The organism is Pseudomonas asplenii (genome assembly GCF_900105475.1).
Lineage (GTDB): Bacteria > Pseudomonadota > Gammaproteobacteria > Pseudomonadales > Pseudomonadaceae > Aquipseudomonas > Aquipseudomonas asplenii.
In genome coordinates, this window is sequence record NZ_LT629777.1 from 3,140,199 (window position 1) to 3,165,722 (window position 25,524).

The window sequence follows — 25,524 nt, forward strand, 5'->3', positions numbered from 1 at the left end:
TTTCCAGGACGCTCCGGACATCCGTGAGCACTCGATTCTTCCGATTATCGACAGGTAGCCTTTATGACTGACAATAAAAACACCCCCGAGCTTATCTCCGGCCAGGAAAGCCTGCGAGTATTCGAGGGTCTCAACCGTGGTATGTCGCGCCGCAACGCCCTGCAAATGCTCGGCATTGCCGGTGTAGCCGCCGCCGGTGCGGGCAGCCTGTTCGGCGCTGCCGGCAAGCTGTTTGCCGATGAAGCCGCCACGACGGGCAAGGGCAAGCCTGGGGGCAAGATCCGCGTGGCCGGCATGTCCAGCTCCACCGCCGATACCCTCGACCCGGCCAAGGGCGCGCTGTCCACCGATTACGTGCGCCACTTCATGTTCTACAACGGCCTGACTCGCTTCGACAAGCATCTGGTGCCGCAACTGGAATTGGCCGAGCGCATCGACAACAGCGACGCCACCTTGTGGACCATCACCCTGCGCAAGGACGTGACTTTCCACAATGGCAAGCCGTTGACCGCTGCCGACGTGGTGTTCTCCCTGAGTCGCCAGAAGGATCCGCTTACCGGCTCAAAAGTCATGGCGCTGCTTGAGCAGTTCGTCGAGATCAAGGCGAGCGGACCCAACGAAGTGCAGATCCGTCTCAGCGCCCCCAACGCCGAGCTGCCGTCGATTCTCGCGGTATCGCACCTGTTGATCGTTCCCGAGGGCACGACCGACTTCAACAAAGGCATCGGCACCGGGCCGTTCACCGTCGGCGAATTCAAGCCCGGTGTGCGTTCGATTGCGGTGCGCAACAAGAATTACTGGAAGCCGGGCCTGCCGTACCTCGATGAAATCGAATTCATCGCCATTGCCGACGAGCCATCGCGTGTCAATGCGCTGCTGTCGGGCGACGTGCACATGATCAACGAGGTCAACCCGCGCTCCACCACGCGGATCAAGGCCAGTGCCAAACACCGTGTCGTCGATGCTCCCTCGGGCAACTACACTGACTTGATCATTCGCCAGGACCAGTTGCCTGGCAAGAGCCCGGAATTCACTCAGGCCATGAAGTTGCTGCTGGACCGTGAACAGGTCAAGTCTGCGGTGTTCCGTGGCTTTGCCGTGGTCGGCAACGACCAACCGATTGCCCCCGGTTCGCGCTACTTCAACACCGACCTGCCGCAGACGGTCTACGACCCGGAAAAAGCCAAGTTCCTGCTGAAAAAAGCCGGCATGGAAAGCATCACCATGCCGCTGATGGCGTCACCCGCCGCGACCGGTTCGGTGGATATCGCCGTGCTCATGCAGCAATCGGCGAAACAGGCCGGGCTCAAGCTGGATGTGAATCGACTGCCCAGCGACGGCTACTGGTCCAACCACTGGATGAAGCACCCGTTGAGCTTCGGCAACATCAACCCACGGCCGAACGCCGACGTGATGTTCTCGCAGTTCTTCCAATCCAAGGCGCCGTGGAACGAGTCCGGCTGGCAGAACGATCAGTTCGACCAGTTGCTGATGCTGGCACGCGGTGAAACCGACGACGCCAAACGCGCCAAAATGTACGCCGACATGCAGACCCTGGTGCATGACCACGCCGGTATCGGTATCCCGGTGTTCATCAGCAACATCGACGGCGTAGACCAACGCATCAAGGGCTACGACAGTAACCCGCTGGGCGGCTTCATGGGCTACATGTTCGCCGAGCAGGTCTGGTTGGACGCGTGAGGAGGGCGGTGCGATGAATAGCAATACACTGTGGTTGATCGGCCGGCGCCTCGGCGCCGGTGCCGTGACCTTGTTGATCGTGTCCATGGTCGTGTTCGCGATCACGGCGGTACTGCCGGGGGACGCGGCGCAACAATCCCTTGGCCAGTTCGCGACCCCTGAACAGGTGGCGGCGCTGCGCCTGAAACTGGGGTTGGACCAGCCCGGTGTGTTGCGTTACTTGCACTGGTTGATGAGCCTGCTCACCGGCGATATGGGCGTGTCGGTATCCAACGCCATGCCGGTGGGTGAACTGATGGCGGGCCGGATGCCCAATACCCTGATGCTGGCGGGTGTCACCGCGCTGGTGTCGGTGCCGGTGGCACTGGTACTCGGCATCGGCTCGGCCATGGGCCGAGGCGGGCGCATCGACAGTTGCCTGAGTTTTATCACCCTGGCCATGGTCGCGGTGCCGGAGTTTCTGGTGGCGACCCTGGCGGTGCTGATTTTCGCCGTCAACCTCGGCTGGTTGTCGGCGCTGTCGTATGCCAGCGACGTCAGCTCACCGCTGGAGTTTCTGCGTACCTATGCCTTGCCGGTAATGACGTTGTGCTGTGTCATCGTCGCGCAAATGGCGCGCATGACACGTGCCGCCGTGATCGACCAGCTCGACAGCCCTTATGTGGAAATGGCCCGCCTCAAAGGCGTCAGCCCGATCCGCATAGTGCTGCGTCATGCCTTGCCCAATGCGATCGGGCCGATTGCCAACGCCATCGCCCTGAGTCTGTCGTACCTGTTGGGCGGGGTGGTGATCGTTGAAACCATCTTCAACTACCCCGGCATCGCCAGCTTGATGGTCGATGCCGTGACCAACCGCGACATGGCGCTGGTGCAGGCATGCACCATGTTGTTCTGTGCGGCCTACCTGGGTCTGGTGCTGCTCGCCGACCTGTGCGCGATCCTGTCCAATCCGAGGCTGAGAAACCAATGAACCCTCTCATTGCGAAGTCCAAGCCTGTTTCCTCCGCCCTGGCACTTGCCAAGGTATCCAGTGGTCCTTCCTGGCTGGGTCTGCTGGGTGGCGTGGTATGCGTCGTCTGGCTGCTGGTGGCGTTGTTCGGTCCCTGGCTGGCGCCCCATCCGGTGGGCGAAGTGGTGTCCGATAACATCTTCGAAGGCTTCAGCCTCGCGCATCCGTTCGGCACCGACTACCTGGGCCGTGACATGCTCAGCCGGGTCATGGTCGGCGCGCGCTTCACCGTCGGCCTGTCGCTGGTGGCAGCGTTGCTGGCCAGCACCTTCGGGACTGGCTGTGCGCTGTTGTCGGTGGTCTCGCCCAAGTGGCTGGACGAAATCATCAGCCGCATCATGGACGCCTTCATCTCGATCCCCAGCAAGATGCTGGCGCTGATCATGGTCTCGGCCTTCGGCTCATCGGTGACGTTGCTGATCTGTACGGCCGTCATCAGTTATATCCCCGGTTCGTTCCGCGTTGCCCGCAGCATGGCGGTCAACATCGAAGCCCTGGAGTACGTGCAGGTCGCACGTACCCGTGGCGAGCGCCGGTTGTATGTGGCGTGCGTGGAAATCCTGCCGAATATGCTCAACCCGGTATTGACCGACCTGGGCCTGCGGTTCGGCTACATCGTGCTGTTGCTCAGCGGCATGAGTTTTCTCGGTCTCGGCGTACAACCGCCGGATGCCGACCTCGGCTCACTGGTACGGGAAAATATTGGCGGCCTCAACCAGGGTGCGCTGGCCATCATCATTCCGGCGCTTGCCATCGGTACGTTGACCATCAGCGTGAATCTGCTGATCGACTATTTGTCGACCCGACGTAGTCGACGCACGGGAGGCCATTGAAATGACTGAGTTGATTCGCGTCGAAGACTTGCGCGTGGTCGCCTGTGGTGAGCGCGGCGAGGTGGAAATCGTCAAGGGTGTGAGCTTTTCCCTGGAAAAAGGTGAAGTGCTGGCATTGATCGGGGAGTCCGGTTCGGGCAAGACCACCATTGCCCTGGCATTGCTGGGCTATGCACGGCGCGGCTGTCGTTTGTCTGGCGGGGTGGTGCAGGTTGGCGAGCACGACATGCTCGCGTTGAGCGAAAACCAACTGCAGGGTCTGCGCGGTAACCGCGTGTCCTATATCGCGCAAAGCGCGGCGGCGGCATTCAATCCGGCCAAAAGGCTGATCGACCAGGTGATTGAGGGCGCGTTGATCCATGGCCTGGGCAGCCGCGCCGAGCTGCAGGCCAAGGCCATCGGACTGTTTCGCGACCTGGCCCTGCCCGACCCCGAACGTATCGCCCGCCGCTACCCGCATCAGGTCTCCGGCGGCCAACTGCAACGGGTGATGGCGGCCATGGCGCTGATCAGCGACCCGCTGCTGGTGATACTCGACGAACCGACCACCGCGCTGGACGTGACCACCCAGATCGACGTACTGCGCGCCTTCAAGCGTGTGGTACGCGAACGCGGCGCCACGGCGGTGTATGTCTCCCATGACCTGGCGGTGGTGGCCCAAATGGCCGACCAGATCGTGGTGCTCAATGGCGGGCAGATCCTCGAACAAAGCGCCACGGCGTCGCTGCTCAAGGCCCCAAGCCACGCCTACACCAGTAGTCTGCTGGCTGCCGCCCGGCCGGACACCAGCATTCGTCCGCCCTGCGGCATCGCCGAAGATGTACCGCTACTGACCATCACCGGCCTCACTGCCGGCTACGGCAACAAGAATCTGCAAGGCATGCCGTTGATTCGGGTCCTTGAAGACATCGACCTCACTGTGCGCCGTGGTCAGGCCATTGGCGTGATCGGCGAGTCGGGCTCTGGTAAGTCCACCTTGGCGCGTGTAGTGGCCGGACTGCTGACCCCGGCTCTCGGCGGGCTGACCTTCGACGGCCAGCCGCTGGGCGGCAGCCTCTCCGAGCGGACCCCGGAACAATTTCGCCGCATCCAGATGGTGTTCCAGAACGCCGACACCGCGCTCAACCCCATGCACAGCGTGGCGAACATCATCAGTCGGCCGTTGAAAATGTATTTCGGCCTCAAAGGCGCGGCGCTGCAAACGCGCATTGGCGAACTGCTCGACCTGGTACGCCTGCCACGCAACCTCGCCGAACGGCGCCCGAATGAACTGTCCGGTGGGCAAAAGCAGCGGGTCAACCTGGCCCGGGCCCTGGCGGCCAAGCCCGACCTGATCCTGTGCGATGAAGTGACTTCAGCCCTCGACACCGTGGTGGGTGCGGCGATCCTCGAACTGCTGCGCGACCTGCGTCAGCAACTGGGGGTGTCGTACCTGTTTATCAGCCATGACATCTCCACCGTGCGCGCACTGTGCGATGACATTGTGGTGATGTACAGCGGCCACAAGGTGCAGGCCGGTAGCCGGGAGTCGTTTGCCGAGCCACCGTACCACCCCTACACCGACCTGTTGATTCACTCGGTGCCCGAGTTGCGCCAAGGCTGGCTGGAAACCTGTGGCACGGCAGGCGACTCGCTGCCAGCGATAGGCGAGCGGGCCAATGTGCCGGAACTCTGTACCTTCCTCAATCGCTGCCCGGTGCGCGTCGACGGCCTGTGCAACCGCACCGCGCCGACCCGGCGCCGTCTGGACAACGGCAGTGAAATCCTCTGTCACCACGACAGCGCCAACTTGCTGAATACCCAGCAGGGCGTTGATGCCATGACCCTGGGAGCCTATGCATGAAAGGGCGTTTTGTGAGGCTGGCCGAACAGGGCCGGCCGAAGGTCAGCCTGACCGTGGATGGCGCAGCCGTCGAAGCCCTGCAGGGCGACACCCTGATGGTCGCCCTGCTGACCCAGGGCAATGCGCTGCGCCAGTCGGAATTCGACAGTGGGCGTCGCGCCGGTTTCTGCCTGATGGGCGCGTGCCAGGACTGCTGGGTGTGGACCCGCAGCGGCGAACGTCTGCGCGCCTGTTCCAATGAAGTCCGTGACGGGCTGGACATCGTAACCACACAACCGGAGGCAACATGGCCACTGCACGGGTAGTGATCGTGGGCGCAGGGCCTGCGGGTGTGCGTTGCGCCGAAACCTTGCTGGCGGCCGGGATCAAACCGATCCTGATTGATGAAAACCGCCGCGACGGTGGCCAGATCTACCGTCGTCAGCCCGAAGGTTTTACCCGCGACTACGCGACCCTTTACGGCAGCGAAGCCGCCAAGGCCCATGACCTGCACCGCAGTTTCGACCGCCTGCGCGCAGCCATCGACTACCGCCCCGACACCTTGGTGTGGAACCTCACGCCAGGGCAACTGTGCTGTGTGAGCCAGGGCCGTCACACTACGGTGGACTACGATGCGCTGATCCTCTGCACCGGTGCCACCGACCGCCTGATGCCCATTGACGGCTGGCAACTGGCAGGTACCTACAGCCTGGGCGGGGCGCAGATCGCCTTGAAAAACCAGGCCGTTTCCATCGGCCATCGGGTGCTCTTCATGGGCAGCGGGCCGTTGCTGTACCTGGTCGCCAGCCAATACGTGAAGGCCGGCGCGAACGTGGCGGCGGTGCTCGATACCTCGCCCTTGAGCCTGCGCATCAAAGCCTTGCCCAAGCTGCTGGCGCGTCCGGGTGTGCTGTTCACCGGAATCAGGCTGCTGGCTCAGTTGTACCGCGCCAAGGTCGCGGTGCACCTGGGGATCAAACCGTTGCAGGTGATGGGTGATGCGAGCAACGGCGTGATGGGCGTTCGGTTCAGCACCGGCAACGGACGGACCGAGACGGTACAGGCCGACGCCGTGGCGCTGGGTTATCACCTGCGTCCGGAAACCCAACTGGGGGATCTGGCCGGCTGCGCCATGGCGTTCGATCAGGCCTCCAGCCAATGGTGGCTGGCCACCGATGACGTCGGCCGCACGTCGGTGAAGGGCGTGTATGCGGCCGGTGATGGCGCGAAGATTCGCGGTGCCGATGCCGCCGAGCATGCTGGGCGTCTGGTGGCGTTGGCGCTGCTGGAAGACCTTGAGCAACCGCTGGACACCGGCCTGCGGGATGAACAGCAACAGGCTCTGGCGGTAATGGACCAGTTTCGTCTCGGCCTGGCCCAGGCATTCCCATGGCCCGGCGAGCAGGCCAAGGCGCTGCCCGACAGCGCCATTGTGTGCCGCTGCGAGATGATCAGCGCCGGTGAATTGCGCCGTACCGTGAACGAGAAGGGGGCCTGCGAAGTCAACCGCGCCAAGGCATTCAGCCGGGTCGGCATGGGCCGTTGCCAGGGGCGTTATTGTTCCCAGGCCGGCGCCGAAGTGATTGCCGCCGAAGCCGGCGTACCGGTGCAGGAGGTGGGCCGCCAGCGCGGCCAGGCACCGGTCAAACCCTTGTCGATGCTCACCGAGGAGGCAGGCTCATGAGCGTGCAAAAAGCAGATGTGGTGATTGTTGGCGGCGGGCTGATGGGCGCGGCCACCGCGTTTTTCCTGCGTCGGCGCGGCCAGTCGGTGATCTTGCTGGAGCGCGATCAGATCGGCCAGTACGCCAGCGGCGTCAACTTCGGCAACGTGCGGCGGCAAGGTCGCTTTCTCGGTCAACTGGCTCTGGCCAACCGCTCCTGGGCGTTGTGGAAGCGCCTGCCGGAGCTGATCGACGACGATCTGGAGTTCATCCCCAGCGGGCACATGCGCGTGTGTTATCGCGAAGATGAAATCGCTGAACTGCAAGCCTACGCCGCCGCCCCGGAGGCGGAGCAACTGGACCTGCAAATCTATAGCGGCGCCGAGCTGCATCAACGCTTCGGCTTCCTCGGCCCGGACGTCAAGGGCGGCTCCTACGCCCCCCATGACGGCCATGCCAACCCGCGCCTGGCAGCGCCGGCCTTTGCCCGTGCCGCCATTCGCCTGGGGGCACGGATTGAAGAGCGCACCGAAGTGGCCGAGGTGCAAAAGGTCGATGGGCAGTTTCACGTCACCACCACCGATGGCCGCCAGTTCCAGGCCGCACAGCTGTTGATCACCGCCGGCGCCTGGGGCCAGAAACTCTCGGCACAGTTCGGCGAGCCCGTGCCCCTGGACACCCACGGCCCGCAGATGGCGGTGACCGAGCCGGTACCCTACGCGTTGCCGACGGTCATCGGTGTGTACACCAAGATCCCTGAAGAGGTGATCTACTTCCGCCAGATTCCCCGGGGCAATATCGTGATTGGCGGCGGTTACCGCAGCAAACCGGACATGCTCAACCGTCGTGCCTACGTGGAACCCCGCAGCATCCTCAACCAGATCAGCCAGATGCGCCGCCTGCTGCCGGGCGTGGGGAACCTCAATATCATCCGTGTGTGGAGCGGCATCGAAGGCTACCTGCCGGACTCGCTGCCGGTGATGGGCGCCAGCGGCAAGGTCGATGGATTGTTCTATGCCTTTGGTTTTTGCGGTCACGGCTTTCAGCTCGGCCCCGGGGTCGGGGATGTGATGGCCGAACTGCTCACCACCGGCAGCACCAGCACGCCGATCGCGCCATTTTCCATCACGCGCTTTGCCCTTTCTGCCGCCCAATGGAGCCAGGCCTCATGAAACCCCGTGTACTGGAAATCCTGAAAAAACTGATGGCGTTCGACACGGTGTCGTCCGAGTCGAACATGGCCTTGATCGAGTACGTGCGCGACCTGCTGCTGAGCCACGGTATCGAGTCGCTGATCGTCAAGGACGAGAGCGGCCACAAGGCCAACCTGTTCGCCAGCACCGGTCCCAAGAACCAGCCCGGCGTCTTGCTCTCCGGGCACACCGACGTCGTGCCGGCGGCGGGGCAGGCGTGGACCTTTCCCGCGTTCGCCGCGACCGTGCAGGACGGACGCATCTACGGGCGTGGCAGCTGTGACATGAAGGGTTTTATCGCCCTGGCCATCGACGCCATGCTCGATGCAGCCGAGCACACGCTGAACCGCCCGCTGCAACTGGCGTTGTCCCACGATGAGGAGATCGGTTGTGTCGGCGTGCGGCGCCTGCTCGACGTGCTGCACCTGGCGCCCGTGCGGCCGTTTCTGTGTGTGATCGGTGAGCCGACCAACATGCAGTTTGTGCTGGGCCACAAGGGCAAGGGCTCATACCGTACCTATTGTCGGGGCCTGGAGGCTCATTCGTCGCTGGCACCGCGTTCGGTCAACGCCATCCACGTGGCCTGCGACTTTATCGCCGCCCTGCGCGAGAGCCAGCAGCAATTGCAACACCATGGCGCTCAGGACAACGACTATGACGTGCCCTACAGCACCGTGCATGTGGGGAAGATTGTCGGCGGCAAGGCGCTGAATATCGTGCCCAACCTGTGCACCCTGGATTTTGAAGTGCGCAACCTGCCGGCCGATGACCTGGACCAGTTCCTGGAACAGATGCGCGAACGCGCTGAGACGATCGTGCGGGAGGCGCAGAAACTGTCCAGTGTGGCGGCCATCGAGATCGAAACCGTGAATGTCTATCCGGGCCTCGATACCCACCCCAGCGTCGAAGCCGTACGTTTTCTCAAGCAGTTCGCCGCGCCGGGCACCGGCACTTCCAAGGTCTCGTTCGGCACCGAAGGCGGTCTGTTCAAGCAGCGCCTGGATGTACCGGTAGTGGTGTGCGGACCGGGTTCCATCGAGCAGGCGCACAAACCCGATGAGTTTATCGAGATCAGCCAGATGGAGGCCGGCGAACGCTTTTTGCACGGTTTGCTGGGTTCGCTGAAGGCCTAGCAGAGCCTGCCGTCCTGCGGCGGATTTCAGCACGGCACGCTGCTGTAACCGTGCTTTCGGCATCCTCGTCCGTGGCACCTCCCTAGACTGGAGCGTGTCTCGGATCAGGATCTCGACCATGCTCACGACTCGCTTGCAAGACCCCAGCCTGTTGGCTGAACTCGCCTATGTAGATGGCCAGTGGATCGCCGCCGACAGCGGCGCGACCCTGGACATCCACGATCCCGCCACCGGCCACCTGTTGGCCCGGGTGCCGGCCATGGACGCTACGGATACCCGTCGTGCCATCCAGGCCGCCGAACGGGCCTGGCCCGCCTGGCGCGCTCGCCCGGCCGCCGAACGCGCGGCGTTGCTGGAGCGCTGGTACCAGGCGATGCTCGACAACCTCGACGACCTCGCGCTGATCATGACCTGGGAGCAGGGCAAGCCGCTCAATGAAGCCAAGGGCGAAGTGCGCTACGGCGCCGGCTTCGTCAAATGGTTTGCCGAGGAAGCACGACGGATCTATGGTGAAACCATGCCGGCGCCCAGTGGTGATCGCCGCCTGCTGACCCTCAAGCAACCGGTGGGCGTGTGTGCGGCCATCACGCCGTGGAATTTCCCCAACGCGATGATCACCCGCAAGTGTGCTCCGGCCCTGGCCGCCGGTTGCCCGATCATCGTCAAACCCTCGGACCTCACGCCGCTGTCGGCCCTGGCCCTGGCCGTGCTGGCTGAGCGCGTCGGCATTCCGGCCGGGGTGTTCAATGTCGTCACCGGGTTGCCGGCCGGCATTGGCGAGGAGCTGACCGGCAACCCGGCGGTGCGCAAGATTTCCTTTACCGGTTCCACTGCGGTCGGCCGCCTGCTGATGCGCCAGAGTGCCGAGCATATCAAGCGCCTGAGCCTGGAGCTGGGCGGCAATGCGCCGTTTATCGTGTTTGACGATGCCGACCTGGAGCAGGCGGTGGCCGGGGTGATGCTCAGCAAGTTTCGCAACGCCGGGCAAACCTGTGTGTGCGCCAACCGCATCCTGGTGCAGGCGGGTATCTACGAACGTTTCGCCGCACGGTTGGTGCAAGAGGTGGGCAAGCTCAAGGTCGGTAACGGCCTGGAAGAGGGCGTGACGATCGGCCCGTTGATCAACCCGGCGGCGGTGAGCAAGGTGGCTCGGCATATCGATGATGCCCTGGGCCAGGGTGCGACGTTACTGTGCGGCGCAATCCCCGCAGGTGACAGCCAGCTTGTCCAGCCCACGGTGCTGGGCGACTGCCACGCCGGCATGCTGCTGGCCAATGAAGAAACCTTCGGCCCGGTGGCGCCGCTGATGCGCTTCACTGATGAGGCCGAGGCGCTGGCCCTGGCCAATGCCACGCCATATGGCCTGGGTGCCTACTACTTCACTCAGGACTTGCAACGTTCGTGGCGCTTCGGTGAGGCCCTGGAATTCGGCATGGTCGGGCTCAACACCGGAATTATCTCCATGGAAGTGGCGCCCTTTGGCGGCATCAAACAGTCAGGCCTGGGACGTGAGGGCAGCAAGTACGGGCTGGATGAGTACCTTGAGGTCAAGGCTTTCCACATTGGCGGTTTGAACTAGCGGGGAGGTACCATGAGCAAAGCATTCAGAATCGCCGCGATTGCCGGTGATGGCATTGGCAAGGAAGTGTTGCCCGAAGGGCTGCGGGTCCTGGAACAGGCGGCAAAAATCTGGGGCCTGAATCTGAGCATCGAAGTGCTCGACTGGGCTCACTGCGATTACTACCTGGAACACGGGCAGATGATGCCCGACGACTGGTTCGAGCAGCTCAAGGGCTTCGATGCCATCTACTTCGGGGCTGTCGGTTGGCCGGACAAGGTGCCGGATCATATTTCCCTGTGGGGCTCGCTGCTCAAGTTCCGCCGCGACTTCGACCAGTACGTGAATATCCGCCCGGTGCGGCTGTTCCCGGGCGTGCCCTGTCCGCTGGCCGGGCGTGAGCCGGGAGACATCGACTTCATGGTGATTCGCGAGAACACGGAAGGCGAATACTCGTCGGTGGGCGGCAAGATGTTCGAAGGCACCGAGCATGAGATCGTGCTGCAGGAGTCGGTGTTCAGCCGGCGTGGTGTGGACCGCATCCTCAAGTTTGCCTTCGAGCTGGCCCAGACCCGCCCGCGTAAAAAGCTGACGGCGGCGACCAAGTCCAACGGGATTTCCATCAGCATGCCGTACTGGGACGAACGCACCGCACTGATGGCGGCGAACTATCCCGACGTGAGCTGGGACAAGCAGCACATCGACATCCTGTGCGCACGTTTTGTGTTGCAACCGGATCGCTTCGACGTGGTGGTGGCGTCGAATCTGTTTGGCGACATCCTGTCCGACCTGGGGCCGGCCTGTGCGGGCACCATTGGCATTGCCCCGTCAGCCAATCTTGATCCCGAGCGGCGTTTTCCGTCGTTGTTCGAGCCGGTGCATGGTTCGGCACCGGATATTTATGGACAGAACATCGCCAACCCGATTGCGATGATCTGGTCGGGGGCTTTGATGCTGGACTTTTTGGGCAATGGAGATGAGCGCTATCGCGCGGCCCATGATGGGATTCTGCGGGCGATCGAAGTCGTGATTGCAGACGGGGTGGTGACGCCGGATCTGGGGGGACAGCGCTCTACACAAGAGGTGGGACAGGCGATTAGCGAAAGGCTCCCGCGCTAGAGCGAGCACCTTCTCAAGGTGGGAGCGATGGCTCCCACGTTGAGATTCCCCTGCCTCAATAACCCTTGTGGCGATCCACTTCACCCGTCATGGGTTCACCCCGCTCAAAGCGTCGAATATTTTCCAGTAGCACCCCGAAGGCACTCGCCGGTTGGGTCATCGCGGCAATATGCGGCGTCAACACAATCTGCGGGTGCGCCCAGAACGGATGCTCTGTTGGCGCCGGTTCTTCTTGCAGTACATCGAGCACGGCACCACTGAGTTGGCCGCTGTCCAGTGCGTCGAGCAGATCCTCTTCCACCAGATGCCCGCCACGACCCATGTTGATCAGTGCCGCGCCCTGCGGCAGTTGTGCAAACAACTGGCGATTCAGAATCCCCTGGGTCTGCTCGGTCAACGGCAGCACGCACAGCAGAATGTCGCACTGGCTGAGAAACGCCGGCAGTTGCGCCGTGCCCGCGTAGCAGTCCACGCCCGCCAACTGATGGGCACTGCGCGCCCAGCCCGACAAGGCAAACCCCAGTGGTGCCAGGGTCGCCAGAATCTGCTGGGCCTGTGTGCCCAGGCCCATCACTCCCACGCGTCGGTTCATCGCCGGCTGCAACAGGTGCGCTTGCCAGCAGCGTGCAACCTGCTGCTGGCGGTAGCGCAGCATGTCCCGGTGCAGGCTGAGCACCGCCCAACTGGCGTACTCGCACATGCCACGGGTGATGCCAGGATCGAGCAGGCGCACCACCGGCAGTTCTGGCGGCAGGCGCGACAGGTCCAATTGGTCGACCCCGGCCGACAGCGCAAACAACACCTTGAGGTTGGGCAGCACGCGCTGCAGATCATCCGGTGCCTGCCAGGCCGCCAGGTACTCGATGTCATCGGGGTTGCCGATGTCCGGCCAGGCGCGCCATTCGATATCGGGCGCGTGTTCGGCAAACAGTGCCTGCCAGTGTTGGCCGCGCACCGGGTCAGCTTTGTAGAGCAAGGCCATGGGCATTTCCTGCTGGATGAAAGGAGATGCTCATGATCGCCCAAAGCCCGGCGCAGGATCTGTTGAAAGGCGCGTGCAAAACAGTCGATCCGCATTTCTCACGGGCCAAGTTCGGCGTAGTTGATTGCTCGCACACCGTACTCTGGACAGCATCGCAACCACCTCTGGGTTGCCGCACTCACGATGGGAAAAACCATGAACAGCAAAGTCGACGAAACCCCTCATTTGCTCCGTCAGCGTGAGCAATTCGTACCCCGTGGGCTGGTTACCGCGCATCCGCTGGTGATCGACCGTGCCCAGGGCACCGAGTTGTGGGATGTGGATGGCAAGCGCTACCTGGACTTTGTCGGCGGCATCGGCGTGTTGAACATCGGTCACAACCATCCCAAGGTGGTGGCAGCGGTACAGGCCCAGTTGCAGAAGGTCTCCCACGCATGCTTCCAGGTGGTGGCCTACCAGCCTTACCTCGACCTGGCACAGCGTCTGTGTGCAATGATCGGTGGGCAGGAGGCCTATAAAGCGGCGTTCTTCACCTCTGGCGCCGAAGCGGTGGAAAATGCGGTGAAGATTGCCCGTGCCCACACCAACCGCTCGGCGGTGATCGCCTTTCGGGGTGGTTTTCACGGCCGCACGCTGTTGGGCACCACGCTCACCGGCATGAGCCAACCCTACAAGCAGAACTTCGGGCCGTTTGCGCCGGAGGTGTTCCACACGCCGTACCCGAACGCCTATCGTGGTGTGACCAGCGAGCTGGCCCTCAAGGCCCTGGATGAGTTGTTCGCGACCCAGGTGGCGCCGGAGCGGGTAGCGGCGATCATCATTGAGCCGGTGCAGGGCGATGGCGGTTTTCTCAGCGCGCCGCGCGAGTTTCTTCAGGCCCTGCGTGCATTGGCCGACAAACACGGCATCGTGTTGATCCTCGATGAAATCCAGACCGGTTTCGGTCGTACCGGCAATTGGTTCGGCTTCCAGCACGCGGATATCCAGCCGGATCTGGTCACCGTGGCCAAGAGCCTGGCGGGTGGCTTGCCATTGTCCGGTGTGGTTGGCAAGGCCCACATCATGGATGCGCCATTGCCCGGCGGCCTGGGCGGCACCTATGGCGGTAATGCCTTGGCGTGCGCGGCGGCATTGGCAGTGATCGAGGCGTTCGAACAGGAGCAGTTGCTGGCGCGCAGCCAAGTGCTCGGCGAACGCCTGCGTCAGGGGCTGCTCGGTTTGCAGGCACGCTACCCGCGCATCGGCGACGTACGCGGCACCGGCTTCATGCTGGCGATCGAGATGGTCAAGGATGACCCGGCGCACACGCCGGATGCCGACCTCAACCAACGGGTGATCGACGAAGCCCGCGCCGGTGGTTTGCTGGTGATCAAATGCGGTGTGTACCGCAACGTACTGCGCTTCCTCGCCCCATTGGTGACCACCGAGGCCCAGGTCGACGAAGCCGTGAAGATTCTGGACGCGGCCTTGGCACGGGTCTTGAACTGAGCCTGTGCCTGTTCAGGGTGAACTGCATCATTGGAGGCTTGACCCGCATGGGACTGACAGATTACCGAACGTTGCTGATTGATTGCGATGAAGTGCTGGTAGACCGCGATTCGGGGGTATGGGCCGCCTTGCAACCGCTGCTCGACAGCCGTGGCGGGCAGGCCTCCAGGGAGCAGGTGCTGGATGAATACAGCACCGTGATCGCCGCACTCTACCCGCGCTTTGCGGAATTGGGCTTGAGTGGCGTGCTGTGTTTCGCCCATCGCCAGCTCGCCGAACGCTGGGGCGTGCACGCCAGTTGGGAGGAGGGCATGAGCTTTGCCCGATCGGCGGGCAATTGGTCGCTGTTCGAGGACGCACCGGGGGCTATGCTGTATCTGCGCAAGTTCTATCGCTTGCTGGTGCGTGGCGACCGGGATGCGCAGGATCGCAGCGTGTTGTGCGAACGGCTGGGGATTGCACCAGAAGATTTCATTTCCCTGGCCGAAGACCCGCAATGGCTGAACACGCAGGCGCAGGATCTGCAGCCGGTGCTGCATGTGACCCGATCGTCGGTCGGCGTAATCGGGACGCTGGATCGCTGTCTGATCGGTCGCCAACAGGCTCGGCAGCCTTCACCTTGCGCGGCGCAGTATTGCATCAACAGCATGGCGGATCTGGTTGCACAGCATCAGTTGTCTTTACGGCGCTGAATTTGCTAGAAGATTGTCTGGCAAACGGCAGTCAAGAGGTACGCGATGGAAGGACAAGTCAAACTCGACCGGATCGATATCAGCATTCTGGTTGAACTGCAAAAAGACGGCCGGATGACCAATGTCAGTCTCGCCGACGCCGTGGGCCTGTCGGCCAGCCCCTGCCTGCAACGGGTCAAGCGGCTGGAGTCGGCCGGGTATATCTCCAGCTACAAGGCGCACTTGAATCTGGCGAAGATCACCGACTCGGTCACGGTGTTTACCGAAATCACCCTCAGTGACCACAAGCGCGAAGACTTCGCCAAGTTCGAGTCCAATATCCGCCTGGTGGACGAAGTGCTGGAATGTCACCTGATCAGTGGCGGCTACGACTACCTGGTGCGCTTCATGACCCGCAGCATCCAGCACTACCAGGAAGTGGTCGAAAGCCTCCTGGACAAGAATATCGGTATCTCCAAGTATTTCAGCTACATCGTGATCAAATCACCGGTGCTCAAGGATGGCGTGCCGCTGCGCAAATTGCTGCGCCATTGAGCGGCGTGATGTGAGCACCACGGACCGCCCAGCCTTAATCCTATCGCTCGGCGTTACGGCTATGCCGGTAATCGCTGACCGCGTCATACACCGCCTTGCGCAGGCGGTTGATCCCGCCAATCGGTCGATGGGCCTCCAGGCCGTGCCACGGACTGAATGACTGGTTGTCACAAGCGATGTTCTGTTCCAGCGTGTCGAAGTCCTGCGCCGGGATGCGGATGTGCGCCACGGTCTCGAAGGGCGCGTCGCTTTCTTTCCATTCGACACTGGTGTCTTCGATCGGCATGTAGTGGTTGGCGTTCTGGCGCTGGACCTGCAGTACGAAGCAGGCGGGTACCCGATCTGTGGATAACTGCTGGACCAGTGCGGAGCGCAGGAAATTCGGCAGGTCTTCGTTCTGCTTGGGCAACTCGTACGGTGGGCAGTTCTGTGGGTCGGGCGCGACCCGGAACTTGGCATTGGCGCTGCCGAACTTGTAGGGCGATACGGAAAAGTAGGTCGTCTGCATCGGTGTTTTCGGCGCCGGGGCCAGGGTGGCCAGGGCAATGAACAGGTGGCGAATCTGCCAGCCGGTGGGATTCCAACTGGGGAAGAATGCCAGGACCTTCTTGCCGTCGGCCTGGGCCGCGATGTTCTGCTGGTATTCGGCGACGTCGCTGACGAAGAAGTTCGGATGGTTGAACATCACGAAGTCCTGTTCGTGGCGACCCTGTTGCCCGGTCAGCAACTGTTTGCCGGGCACATCCATCAGCTTGATCGCCATGCCACGGGCATCGCGAATGCTGTCGAACTGCGGGTAGGCGTTGCCGTTGGACAGGCGAATCAGCGCCTGCCAGGTCTTGCCCGGTTCGGCGAACACGCCCTGGCGCAGATCGCTGCCCAGGCCATCGAGGACCTGTACTTCGGCATTCACACAGCCATGGGCCTTGGCGTGGGCATCGCGCAGGTAGCGGGTGCCTTCACGGTGCTGGTCGACGATGCGTACGGCGGTCTGGATGATGTCCTGGGTCCTGGCCGCTTCATCGCTTGGTACCTGTTCGACCGTCGACACCGGCCCGCTATGACGCCAGGCGTACCAGCCAGTGGCGATGGCCCAGCCCAGCAGGCCGAGGCCAACCAGGAGCAGCAGGCTCTTGCCGAGAAAGGCGCCGAGGCGCAGCCAGAGTCGCTTCAGCATGGAAATTTCCTTTCAATCGGGTCGTCAGGGCAAGGGTTCATGGCAACTGTTGCTCCAGCGGGCCGCCCAGCACTTTCAGGTATTCGAGCAGAGCCCAGCGCTCCTCGGGTTGCAGCAGCCGGCCGATCACGCCATTGCCGCGCTTGCCGGCACGGAATTCATGACCACTGTTGTGGTTGCCGCTGATTCGGGTGTCGAACAGGAAGCCGTTCTCGAAAGCCTTCTGGCGATAACCGAGGTGGCGTGGATCGTATTCGAAGGTGCCTCGATAGAAGGTGCTGGAGCGTTCATCCTGCGGCGACAACAACTGGTAGAGGCTTGGCACCGAGCCGTTGTGCAGGTACGGCGGCGTGGCCCACACGCCGGCCAGTGGCCGTGCCTTGTAGGCGCGTTGTTCGAGTACGCCGATCGGCAGGCCGAATCCATCCAGTTGCGGGCGTTCGGCCGGCGTCACCCCGGCATCGCGATAGGCACGCGCTTCGACGAATGCGGTGACATAGGCCAGACCCTTGGCGACCGACAGTTGCGTCAGGTCCAGCGGCTGGTCCGTCTTTGGATGCAGCTCGACCGGCAGCGTGGCCAGTTCCGCCGGATCCCATTGCAGTGCGCTCAGATCATAACGATGGTCGGCGATGTTGTTTGCGGTGTTCGGGTCGGTGCCGATCGTGGCCAGCGGGATGCTGGTCAGGTGTTGTACTGGCCGGCCGTTTTCCTCGCTGACCGAGGGGACGTGGCAACCGGCGCAGTTTTCGCCAAACAGCGCACGGCCCTGGGCGGCTCGGGCCAGGTCGACCTTGCCGAACAGTGCCTCGGGCCAGGTCGGTGGCTTGAGGCGTTGCAGGGTTTCTTCGATCTTGTGCAGATCGCGCACCCGTACGCTGGATGGGTAGCGGGCATCCCCCTGGAGCGGCTGGCCGTTGGCATCGAAGAAATTCAGGGTGGCGCCGACGCCCAGCGCTTCGCCGACATTACGGGCCATGGGCTGCTGAGCCGAGGCGGTCCACTGGACCCAGTCGAATGTCCAGATGTCCCACAGTTGCGGATAGTCCACGGGGGCGTTGGCGACCCGATAGTTCTTGTCGGAAATGGCGTCGCCGAAACTGGCGTTGGCGATCCGGCCGAAGGCGTCCGTGCGACCCGGACCTTCCAGGGTCGGATAGAGGCCGCGATGGGTATCGTTCCAGGCGACATGGAGGAAGGTATCGAGCGACTGTTTCACCGCGACCCGCAGTTCAGCGTGGCGGGCGTCATATTCGTTGCCCAGGACCTTGCGGGCGAAGCGCTCGAATTTCCACGGGTTGTAATAGGTGGCGGCGAGGCTGGCGACCAGCGCCTGGCCGAAACTGCCGCCACGTACCGTCGGTACGCTGGAGGGCAGCACATGCTGGGCTGAACCGCCGTCGATCCTCAGGGCCTGGCCCTTGTAGCGCAGTTCGCCGGTGTGGCAGGCGGCGCAGGTGATATCCAGGTACTGTTCGCCGCTCCCGGGGTTCTGGTGGCGGGTAAAGCCGACCGGCAGATTGCCGGGGTTGTCCGCCGTGGCCTGCTGACGGGGATCGACCAGGAAGCCGAAACGTCCCAGATATTCCGGCGCGGCGAAGCGTTGCTCGGAGAAGGGCAGTTCCAGTGCGGTGAACCACTCGTAGCGCAGGCCTTTGACCTGCGTACCCTGGGGCGTGTAGTAGAAGGTCTGGCGATCGGCCGCGCTCCACTGCTCCAGGTAATGCACCTGTTCGGCCGGTCTGTATGCCGGCAGTTTCGGGTTGGCGATGTAGTAGAGGATCACCGCGAGGCCTAAGCCAAGCAGCAATATCAGAGCCAGTAACACACGGTAAAAAATGCGCAAGATAACGATCCCTGTCGAGTTGTCATGCTCTTATGCCTGAGCTGTTGCCCGGCATCAAGTAGCCGTGATGGCCGGCCATGCTGGCCCGATTGGCGCAAAGCCGGTTCTGCTGGACGTAAACAGACTGTCAGGGCTGTGTAAAATGCTTTGCTGACCTGAACTTATCGACGGTTTTCGGCTCTGATGCCGGTAGCCATTGGTCGCGGCCGCCTGATAAGCTCGCGACTTTATTCGATCGCCCTTTAGGCGCATGAACAAGGAAATAGCATGAAACAGCATCGGTTGGCGGCGGCGGTGGCCCTGGTTAGCCTGGTACTCGCGGGCTGCGATTCGCACTCCAGCGTAGAGCTGAAAACCCCGGCGCAAAAAGCTTCCTACGGTATCGGCCTGAACATGGGCAAGAGCCTGGCTCAGGAAGGTATGGACGACCTGGACTCCAAGGCCGTGGCCCAAGGTATCGAAGATGCCATCGGCAAGAAAGAACAGAAGCTCAAGGACGAAGATCTGGTCGAGGCGTTCGCCGCGCTGCAGAAGCGTGCCGAAGAGCGCATGGCCAAGCTGAGCGAAGAGTCGGCAGCTGCCGGCAAGAAATTCCTCGAGGAAAACGGCAAGAAGCCTGGCGTCGTGACCACCGCTTCCGGCCTGCAGTATGAAGTCGTCAAGAAAGCTGACGGCCCTCAGCCCAAGCCTACCGACGTGGTGACCGTTCACTACACCGGCAAGCTGACCAATGGCACCACCTTCGACAGTTCCGTGGATCGCGGCAGCCCGATCGACCTGCCGGTGAGCGGTGTGATCCCAGGTTGGGTCGAAGGTCTGCAACTGATGCACGTGGGCGAGAAATACAAGCTGTTCATCCCGGCTGACCTGGCCTACGGCGCACAGAGCCCGAGCCCGGCCATTCCGGCCAACTCGGTTCTGGTGTTCGACCTGGAACTGTTGGCGATCAAGGATCCGACCAAGGCTGATGATGCAGCAAAACCTGCAGTCAAGCCGGCCGAGAAAGCCGCGAAGTAATCCTGCGCTTGCTGATCCCAACGCCCCGTCCTACGGGGCGTTGTCGTTTCAGGGCATGATCACCTGCAACAAATCGAACATACACTGTCGGCAACAGTCTTAACATTGAGCTAATAGGCGTATGGGTAGACTGTCGCCAAGTCAATGAAATAATGGGTTTTTTTAGTGAGTAAAAAACGCCCGATCTGAGTCTGGCCCTTGTGCTACGGGGCTTTCAGCTGTGAAATGCGGCTCTGTTCACAAGGTTATCCACAATTTGTGTGGATAACCTTGTACGTCCGATTGCTGGAGTGATGATGAAAGCACCCTGGAATTTCGCGCGTTTCCTCCCCCTGGCCCAGCGTTTGCTGCTTCGTGGGCGTCTGCCTACGCTGTTGTTCGCGGTTGCGAGCAAGAGTGCCCGGCAAGGGGGGCGGTTAGGCAAGCTCAAGGAGGACCTGAAACTCTTGCAGGTACTCTGTCTGGCTTACTGGCGCGGCGAGTACCGTGCGATCAGCGCCAAGTCGATGGTCGTCGTGGTGGCGGGCCTGATGTATTTCCTCAGTCCGATCGACGCGATCCCGGATTTTATCCCGGTGTTCGGCATGCTCGACGATATCGCGGTACTGGCTTGGGTGATGAACGCTCTGGACCAGGAGTTGAATGCGTTTCGCGCCTGGCGTGAACGTCAGGTGCCCGAGCATCTGGTGGTGGTCGAGCGTCTGCCGGATACCGCAGAGCAGTTGCAGCTCGAGCGCGACGATAAAAGTTGACCTGAGTCCCCCCTGTTCGAAGATCAAGCACACTAGCGACCCTGGCGGCTGTTAATATGCAGTTACTAGGAAAGTGCTGACTCGCTATGTGTAATCGTCCTACGGGGTGTAGTAATGGATCTTCAAATAATTACACGCGACGGCGAACCGGAATATGCGGTTCTGCCCTGGGCTCAGTACCAGAGTTTGCTCAAGGCTGCCGGCTTGCATGGCCAATCCCCCTCGCCAACCTCCTCCGATACGCCTCCTGCGCAAGCGTCTGCCGACATGCCGACGTTCGATCAGTTGCGCAGCCTGCGCGAAGCCAAGGGGCTGGCGATCGAGGTACTGGCCAGGACCGTCGGTATCAGTCCTTCTTACCTGGGACTGATCGAAAGTGGTGAACGTGAGCCGGATGCAGCGATTCGCCGCAGCCTGGCCTGGGAGTTGGGTGTCGCCGGGTGGAGGGATGCATCGTGAGCGTGCGCATCAGTCGTCAGCATTGGGAGGGCCTGTTGGGAGAACTCGACCAGGCCCGCCGGCAGCGCCATCTTTTGACCTATAGGGCGTTGCTAGAGCGCCTGCAGTTGCCCAGCCCGGCCATGCAGACCCTGACGGCGGCACTGGAGCACCTGGCCGCCCTGGATGCCAAGGCCGAGCAGCCGCTGCGCAGTTCCCTGGTGATCAGCCAGGGTGCCAGCCGCCTGCCGCGCACGGGGTTCTTCGAATGTGTCGAGCGCCTGGGACGTTTTTCCGGTCCCTCCGATGGTGTGGCGGCGGCGTCCTGGCATGCTTCGGAAGTGGTACGGGTGTTCGAGTACGATTATCCCGAGTCGGCCGAGGCCTGATCTTGTCGCGACGGGCTCGTGTACCAGGAGGCTTTAGGCGCTGTCATCCAGCGAGGTGATTTCGCTGCTGTCGATCACATGGATGCTGTAGCCCGGTACGTTCTTGGCGTGGTGCTTGGCCTGGGAGGCCAGTTCCGCCAGTTGGCTGGCATCCAGCAGACTGCAGGACTGCGGCTTCAGGTGCACTGCACCGATGGACAGCGACAGCAAGGCAAATTCCTGGCGCAAGCCCTGGCGGTTTGACGCAATGAAACAGCCGGCTTCCAGGTGTTCGGCACGATAGAAGCGTCGGCACTGGTTCTGGAAGTCATCGATCAGGTGATTCAGGCGCTTTTGCCAATCCTCCGAGCCAAGCACCAGCAGGAAGTCATCGCCCCCGATGTGACCGACGAAATCACGGCTCGGATCGACCCGTTCGTTCAGGCATTGCGCCAGGCACAACAACACCTCATCGCCCCGGCCATAGCCGTAGATGTCGTTGAAGGGCTTGAAACTGTCGATATCCACATAACAGATCACCGCCTCGCGCTGTTGTTGCAGCAGGCGCGCCAGGCACTGCTGGATCGGCACGTTGCCGGGCAGCAGGGTCAGCGGGTTGGCGTAGCGGGCCTGTTGGATCTTCAGCTCGGTAATCAGCTTCAGTACGTCGATCACCCGTCCCAGGCCCAGGTAGCAGCCATTGTGGGTGATGATGAAGTCTTCCTCGATGCGTTGCCGGGCACGGCTGGTCAGCAGCCGGCTGACCTGTTGCAGCGACTGGCTCTGCTCCACGGCCAGGAAGTCATCGCTCATCAACCGGCTGATGGGCTTGCGGGCGAACAGATCGGTGGCGAACGGCTTGAGCAGTGCATCCGACAACGAATGGCGGTGCACGATGCCACAGGGGCGATTCTGTTCGTCCAGCACGGCCAGGGAGTTGAGGTTGGCCTGGCGCCGGAAGGCTTCCAGTACCGCTGCCGTGGCGGTGTTCTGCGTCACCGCCGGTTGTTCCTTGAGCAAGGCACTGAGGTCGCTGCCATCTTCACCGAGGGCAATGGAGGTGTTTTCCAACTTGGGCAGCAGCGCATGGGCATCCTGCGGCGGTTGTTCCTGGGGGCGGCAGAGCAGGTAGCCCTGGACCAGGTCGACGCCCATCTCGGTCAGTACCGCGAGTTCTTCCGGCAGTTCGATGCCTTCGGCGATCACCTGAGCCCGTGAGGCTTTTGCGATTTGCAGAATGGAGCCGACGAACTCGCGCTTGAGCCCGTCCTGATGAATACCGTCGATGAAGTGTCGGTCGATCTTGACGTAGTCCGGGCGCAGTTCCGACCACAGACGCAGGCTGGAGTAACCGGCACCCAGGTCGTCCAGGGCGATCGAGAAGCCCATGTCGCGGTAGTGATGCAGGGCGTTCTGCAGCATCTGGAAATCGTCGGTGGGGGTTTGCTCGGTCAGTTCGATGACCACGTTGCTGGGATTGATACCGAAATCCTGCAGCAATTGGAGCGTGCGGCCCGGTTGGTGGGTCGGTTCCAGCAGGGATTCGGGGGAGACGTTGAGGAACAGCTTGCCAGGCAGTTTCTGCTCGCTGAAACGACGGCAGGCGCTGAGTCGGCAGGTCATTTCCAGTTCGCTCAGGCGGCCGGCCTGGCGGGCTACGGCGAACAGGCTGATGGGCGAGTGCAGGGGGCTGTTGGAGGGCCCGCGGCTGAGTGCCTCATAGCCGACGATACGTCTCTCGGACAGCGAAATGATCGGTTGGAACAGACTGTGCAGACCACTCTGAGCCAGGATTGAACTCAAGGCGTTCAGCTGTTCGGTCATGGTCATGGCAGTCTCTGTCAATGAAAAAGGACCGGAGGCGATTCCCGGTTTGGAAAACGCGCCCAGTCCTTTATTTCACGACAGAATGATGACTGTTTGATGACGCTCCGAAGAGCAATCAAACTAAATTGCGATCATCTTTTAATGCTTGGCCACTGCACTGCTCAGACGCAGATAATCCAGCAGGATACGCCCGGTTTCGCTCAGGTAGGCGTCGTCTTCCGGCTTGGTTTTCTTGTCCGGGTCCGGTGGCAGAGCGTCTTCGTCCTCTTTCTTGAGTTCCTTGAGCGCATCTTCACCCTTGGCCTTGCGACGGGCGTTTTCCATGGCCAGTTGCTTGGCATCGATATCGTTGCGCTGGGCGCGACGTTCGGCCTCGTTCAGGCTCACGGTCTTTTCCTTCAGCAACTTCTCGGCCAGTGCCAGCTTGTCACGGATGAAGATGAACTCCGCATCCTTCGACGCACGGGCTTCATGATCAGCCTTGAGCTGCGCCAGGAATGGCTTGAACGGATCTGCTGTCGGCTTGATCGAAGGACGGATGGTGTCCCACGGCATGGCTTCCGGCAGTGCGCTCTCGCCGATTTCCTTGGTGTCGATGATCGATGGGAAATCCACGTCCGGCAGTACGCCCTGGTGCTGGGTGCTCTGCCCGGATACGCGATAGAACTTGGCCAGGGTCAGTTTCAGTTCGCCATGGTTGAGCGGCTGAATGGTCTGCACGGTGCCCTTGCCGAAGGTCTGGCCACCGATGATCAAGGCACGATGGTAGTCCTGCATGGCGCCGGCGAAAATTTCCGAGGCCGAGGCGGACAGGCGGTTGACCAGCAGCGCCATCGGGCCTTTGTAGAAGGCACCGGGGTTTTCGTCTTCCAGCACGTCGACCTTGCCGTCGGCGTTACGCACCAGCACGGTCGGGCCCTTGTCGATGAACAGGCTGGTCAGCTCGGTGGCTTCCTGCAGGGAGCCGCCGCCGTTGTTGCGCAGGTCGATGACCACGCCATCGACGCCTTCCTTCTGCAGCTCACCGAGCAGTTTCTTGACGTCGCGGGTAGTGCTCTTGTAGTTCGGATCGCCAGCACGGAACGCCTTGAAGTCCAGGTAGAAGGCTGGAATGTCGATCACCCCGAGCTTGTAGTCCTTGCCATCCTGCTTGAGGTGCAGGATCGACTTGCTCGCGGCCTGGTCCTCGAGCTTGACCGCTTCGCGGGTGATGGAGACGATCTTGCTGGTCAGGTCGTTCGGTGCGTTGCTCGCCGGAATGATCTCCAGGCGGACCACGGAGCCCTTCGGACCGCGGATCAGCTTGACCACTTCATCCAGGCGCCAGCCGACCACGTCGACCATTTCCTTGTTACCCTGGGCAACACCAATGATCTTGTCGGACGGCGAAACCTGCTTGGTCTTGTCGGCCGGGCCCGATGGCACGAGGCGTACGACCTTGACCTGGTCGTTGTCGCTTTGCAGCACGGCGCCGATGCCTTCAAGGGACAGGCTCATGTTGATGTCGAAGTTTTCCGCGCTATCTGGAGACAGATAGTTGGTGTGCGGATCGTAGGACATCGCGAAAGTGTTGATGTAGGCCTGGAAGATATCCTCGGCACGGGTCTGATCCAGGCGCGCCAGCTGGTTCTTGTAGCGCTTGACCAGCAGTTCCTGGATCGCCTTGGAGTCCTTGCCGGCGATCTTCAGGCGCAGTACCTCGTCCTTGACGCGTTTGCGCCAGAGGTCGTCGAGTTCGGCGGTGCTCTTGAGCCACGGAGCATCCTTGCGATCGATCAGCAGGGTCTCGTGGGTATTGAAGTCGATCTTGTCGACGCCCTTGTTCAGTTCGGCGAGGGCGAAGTCCAGGCGACCCTTGACCCGATCCAGGTAGCGCTTGTAGATGGTGAAACCGGCATTGAGGTCGCCGCTCTTGAGGAAGTCGCCAAACTGGCTCTTCCACTTGTCGAACTCGGCGATGTCACTGGCCAGGAAGTAGCTGCGCGACGGGTCGAGCAACTTGATATAGCTGTCGTAGATGATCACTGAGCGTGCGGCGTCGAGCGGCGGCTTGCTGTAGTGATGGCGCTTGAGCAATTCGACGACGTTCAGGCTGGCAATCACCTCGTCACGGTCGGGCTGAAGATTGTCCCAGCTATTGGCTGCGAACGTGTTGCCCGAGAACGTGGAAACGCCAAGGCCGATGAAAAGGGCAAGTGCAGTGCCGGGGAACAAATGCTTCATGCTGAGTCGACGCGGGGACAATTGATCACGCATATTAGGCCGTCTTTAAAGTCGCCGGTTCCGTGGGACTACGTGCCAAACCGCTTTTGTGGGTTTCGCACGGACCTCGGACCGGTCGCATAATGCAAGAAAGCCCGGTGCTACTGCTC

At 61.9% G+C, this 25,524-nt stretch carries 22 protein-coding genes; 17 read left to right on the forward strand and 5 right to left on the reverse strand.

Translation table 11 applies throughout. From position 1 onward, the window contains the following. The first annotated feature begins 63 nt into the window (after positions 1–63). From BLU37_RS14415 to BLU37_RS14460, 10 genes are all read left to right on the forward strand, one after another. A complete protein-coding gene (locus tag BLU37_RS14415; protein WP_010449279.1) occupies positions 64–1,701 on the forward strand; it encodes an ABC transporter substrate-binding protein in 1,638 nt (545 codons plus the stop codon). A gap of 13 nt (positions 1,702–1,714) precedes the next feature. Beyond that, positions 1,715–2,671, forward strand: a complete 957-nt coding sequence (locus BLU37_RS14420) for an ABC transporter permease (protein WP_010449280.1) — start codon at positions 1,715–1,717, stop codon at positions 2,669–2,671. Further along, entirely contained in the window at positions 2,668–3,543 is an 876-nt protein-coding gene (locus BLU37_RS14425; RefSeq protein WP_090205878.1) for an ABC transporter permease, read from the forward strand. Before BLU37_RS14420 ends, BLU37_RS14425 begins: the two co-directional genes overlap by 4 nt. A 1-nt stretch (position 3,544) precedes the next feature. Then, positions 3,545–5,386, forward strand: coding sequence for an ABC transporter ATP-binding protein (locus BLU37_RS14430; protein WP_090205881.1), 1,842 nt, complete (start codon positions 3,545–3,547; stop codon positions 5,384–5,386). Further along, positions 5,383–5,691: a (2Fe-2S)-binding protein gene (locus tag BLU37_RS14435; RefSeq protein ID WP_010449283.1), complete on the forward strand. Its 309-nt coding sequence runs from the start codon at positions 5,383–5,385 to the stop codon at positions 5,689–5,691. The genes BLU37_RS14430 and BLU37_RS14435 overlap by 4 nt, the downstream gene beginning before the upstream one ends. Then, on the forward strand, positions 5,673–7,049 hold the full coding sequence (locus BLU37_RS14440; protein ID WP_090205884.1) for an FAD/NAD(P)-dependent oxidoreductase: 1,377 nt from the start codon (positions 5,673–5,675) through the stop codon (positions 7,047–7,049). The genes BLU37_RS14435 and BLU37_RS14440 overlap by 19 nt, the downstream gene beginning before the upstream one ends. Next, a complete protein-coding gene (locus BLU37_RS14445; protein ID WP_090205887.1) occupies positions 7,046–8,200 on the forward strand; it encodes an NAD(P)/FAD-dependent oxidoreductase in 1,155 nt (384 codons plus the stop codon). Before BLU37_RS14440 ends, BLU37_RS14445 begins: the two co-directional genes overlap by 4 nt. Beyond that, positions 8,197–9,354, forward strand: coding sequence for an acetylornithine deacetylase (argE, locus tag BLU37_RS14450; RefSeq protein ID WP_090205890.1), 1,158 nt, complete (start codon positions 8,197–8,199; stop codon positions 9,352–9,354). Before BLU37_RS14445 ends, argE begins: the two co-directional genes overlap by 4 nt. 118 nt (positions 9,355–9,472) lie before the next feature. After that, a complete protein-coding gene (locus tag BLU37_RS14455) occupies positions 9,473–10,933 on the forward strand; it encodes an NAD-dependent succinate-semialdehyde dehydrogenase (RefSeq protein ID WP_010449287.1) in 1,461 nt (486 codons plus the stop codon). Positions 10,934–10,945: 12 nt separating this feature from the next. After that, positions 10,946–12,031 (forward strand): tartrate dehydrogenase, encoded by a 1,086-nt coding sequence (locus BLU37_RS14460; protein ID WP_090205892.1) that lies wholly within the window; start codon positions 10,946–10,948, stop codon positions 12,029–12,031. A gap of 55 nt (positions 12,032–12,086) precedes the next feature. On the opposite strand, the gene BLU37_RS14465 is transcribed toward BLU37_RS14460, so the two are convergent. Beyond that, complete coding sequence (locus BLU37_RS14465) at positions 12,087–13,013, reverse strand: 2-hydroxyacid dehydrogenase (protein ID WP_090205895.1); 927 nt, start codon at positions 13,011–13,013, stop codon at positions 12,087–12,089. Positions 13,014–13,208: 195 nt separating this feature from the next. Here BLU37_RS14465 and gabT point away from each other — a divergent pair, with 195 nt between their 5' ends. From gabT to BLU37_RS14480, 3 genes are read left to right on the forward strand one after another with little or no spacing between them, the layout of a single operon-like run. Next, a complete protein-coding gene (gabT, locus tag BLU37_RS14470; RefSeq protein ID WP_090205898.1) occupies positions 13,209–14,501 on the forward strand; it encodes a 4-aminobutyrate--2-oxoglutarate transaminase in 1,293 nt (430 codons plus the stop codon). 47 nt (positions 14,502–14,548) lie between these two features. Beyond that, on the forward strand, positions 14,549–15,193 hold the full coding sequence (locus tag BLU37_RS14475) for an HAD family hydrolase (protein ID WP_090205901.1): 645 nt from the start codon (positions 14,549–14,551) through the stop codon (positions 15,191–15,193). A gap of 45 nt (positions 15,194–15,238) precedes the next feature. Further along, positions 15,239–15,727: an Lrp/AsnC family transcriptional regulator gene (locus tag BLU37_RS14480; protein WP_010449292.1), complete on the forward strand. Its 489-nt coding sequence runs from the start codon at positions 15,239–15,241 to the stop codon at positions 15,725–15,727. A 40-nt stretch (positions 15,728–15,767) separates the two neighbouring features. Here the strand turns inward: BLU37_RS14480 and BLU37_RS14485 are convergent, their stop codons facing one another. Both BLU37_RS14485 and BLU37_RS14490 read right to left on the reverse strand, forming a co-directional pair. Beyond that, positions 15,768–16,904: a catalase family protein gene (locus BLU37_RS14485; protein WP_090205903.1), complete on the reverse strand. Its 1,137-nt coding sequence runs from the start codon at positions 16,902–16,904 to the stop codon at positions 15,768–15,770. A gap of 37 nt (positions 16,905–16,941) precedes the next feature. Further along, a complete protein-coding gene (locus BLU37_RS14490; protein WP_010449294.1) occupies positions 16,942–18,750 on the reverse strand; it encodes a di-heme-cytochrome C peroxidase in 1,809 nt (602 codons plus the stop codon). Positions 18,751–19,017: 267 nt separating this feature from the next. On the opposite strand from BLU37_RS14490, the gene BLU37_RS14495 reads away from it, so the two are divergent. From BLU37_RS14495 to BLU37_RS14510, 4 genes are all read left to right on the forward strand, one after another. Next, on the forward strand, positions 19,018–19,767 hold the full coding sequence (locus BLU37_RS14495; protein ID WP_010449295.1) for an FKBP-type peptidyl-prolyl cis-trans isomerase: 750 nt from the start codon (positions 19,018–19,020) through the stop codon (positions 19,765–19,767). A gap of 296 nt (positions 19,768–20,063) precedes the next feature. Further along, entirely contained in the window at positions 20,064–20,519 is a 456-nt protein-coding gene (locus BLU37_RS14500; protein ID WP_090205906.1) for a YkvA family protein, read from the forward strand. Positions 20,520–20,633: 114 nt separating this feature from the next. Further along, positions 20,634–20,978, forward strand: coding sequence for a helix-turn-helix domain-containing protein (locus BLU37_RS14505; RefSeq protein WP_026007747.1), 345 nt, complete (start codon positions 20,634–20,636; stop codon positions 20,976–20,978). Next, positions 20,975–21,346 (forward strand): hypothetical protein, encoded by a 372-nt coding sequence (locus BLU37_RS14510; RefSeq protein WP_010449300.1) that lies wholly within the window; start codon positions 20,975–20,977, stop codon positions 21,344–21,346. The genes BLU37_RS14505 and BLU37_RS14510 overlap by 4 nt, the downstream gene beginning before the upstream one ends. Positions 21,347–21,379: 33 nt before the next feature. Here the strand turns inward: BLU37_RS14510 and BLU37_RS14515 are convergent, their stop codons facing one another. Together BLU37_RS14515 and BLU37_RS14520 are read right to left on the reverse strand one after the other, a co-directional pair. Beyond that, positions 21,380–23,155, reverse strand: coding sequence for a bifunctional diguanylate cyclase/phosphodiesterase (locus BLU37_RS14515; protein WP_010449302.1), 1,776 nt, complete (start codon positions 23,153–23,155; stop codon positions 21,380–21,382). Between the two features lie 135 nt (positions 23,156–23,290). Then, a complete protein-coding gene (locus tag BLU37_RS14520; protein ID WP_172833021.1) occupies positions 23,291–25,375 on the reverse strand; it encodes a carboxy terminal-processing peptidase in 2,085 nt (694 codons plus the stop codon). Between the last annotated feature and the right edge of the window lie 149 nt (positions 25,376–25,524).

Bases quoted from the DNA above. Each gene is read 5' to 3' on its own strand.
- BLU37_RS14485 (WP_090205903.1), bottom strand. From the start codon at position 16,904: ATGCTGAAGCGACTCTGGCTGCGCCTCGGCGCCTTTCTCGGCAAGAGC.
- BLU37_RS14430 (WP_090205881.1), top strand. From the start codon at position 3,545: ATGACTGAGTTGATTCGCGTCGAAGACTTGCGCGTGGTCGCCTGTGGT.
- BLU37_RS14465 (WP_090205895.1), bottom strand. From the start codon at position 13,013: ATGGCCTTGCTCTACAAAGCTGACCCGGTGCGCGGCCAACACTGGCAG.
- BLU37_RS14425 (WP_090205878.1), top strand. From the start codon at position 2,668: ATGAACCCTCTCATTGCGAAGTCCAAGCCTGTTTCCTCCGCCCTGGCA.
- BLU37_RS14460 (WP_090205892.1), top strand. From the start codon at position 10,946: ATGAGCAAAGCATTCAGAATCGCCGCGATTGCCGGTGATGGCATTGGC.
- BLU37_RS14475 (WP_090205901.1), top strand. From the start codon at position 14,549: ATGGGACTGACAGATTACCGAACGTTGCTGATTGATTGCGATGAAGTG.
- BLU37_RS14420 (WP_010449280.1), top strand. From the start codon at position 1,715: ATGAATAGCAATACACTGTGGTTGATCGGCCGGCGCCTCGGCGCCGGT.
- BLU37_RS14445 (WP_090205887.1), top strand. From the start codon at position 7,046: ATGAGCGTGCAAAAAGCAGATGTGGTGATTGTTGGCGGCGGGCTGATG.
- BLU37_RS14495 (WP_010449295.1), top strand. From the start codon at position 19,018: ATGAAACAGCATCGGTTGGCGGCGGCGGTGGCCCTGGTTAGCCTGGTA.
- argE (WP_090205890.1), top strand. From the start codon at position 8,197: ATGAAACCCCGTGTACTGGAAATCCTGAAAAAACTGATGGCGTTCGAC.
- BLU37_RS14520 (WP_172833021.1), bottom strand. From the start codon at position 25,375: ATGAAGCATTTGTTCCCCGGCACTGCACTTGCCCTTTTCATCGGCCTT.
- BLU37_RS14435 (WP_010449283.1), top strand. From the start codon at position 5,383: ATGAAAGGGCGTTTTGTGAGGCTGGCCGAACAGGGCCGGCCGAAGGTC.
- BLU37_RS14455 (WP_010449287.1), top strand. From the start codon at position 9,473: ATGCTCACGACTCGCTTGCAAGACCCCAGCCTGTTGGCTGAACTCGCC.
- BLU37_RS14500 (WP_090205906.1), top strand. From the start codon at position 20,064: ATGAAAGCACCCTGGAATTTCGCGCGTTTCCTCCCCCTGGCCCAGCGT.
- gabT (WP_090205898.1), top strand. From the start codon at position 13,209: ATGAACAGCAAAGTCGACGAAACCCCTCATTTGCTCCGTCAGCGTGAG.
- BLU37_RS14515 (WP_010449302.1), bottom strand. From the start codon at position 23,155: ATGACCATGACCGAACAGCTGAACGCCTTGAGTTCAATCCTGGCTCAG.
- BLU37_RS14480 (WP_010449292.1), top strand. From the start codon at position 15,239: ATGGAAGGACAAGTCAAACTCGACCGGATCGATATCAGCATTCTGGTT.
- BLU37_RS14440 (WP_090205884.1), top strand. From the start codon at position 5,673: ATGGCCACTGCACGGGTAGTGATCGTGGGCGCAGGGCCTGCGGGTGTG.
- BLU37_RS14505 (WP_026007747.1), top strand. From the start codon at position 20,634: ATGGATCTTCAAATAATTACACGCGACGGCGAACCGGAATATGCGGTT.
- BLU37_RS14415 (WP_010449279.1), top strand. From the start codon at position 64: ATGACTGACAATAAAAACACCCCCGAGCTTATCTCCGGCCAGGAAAGC.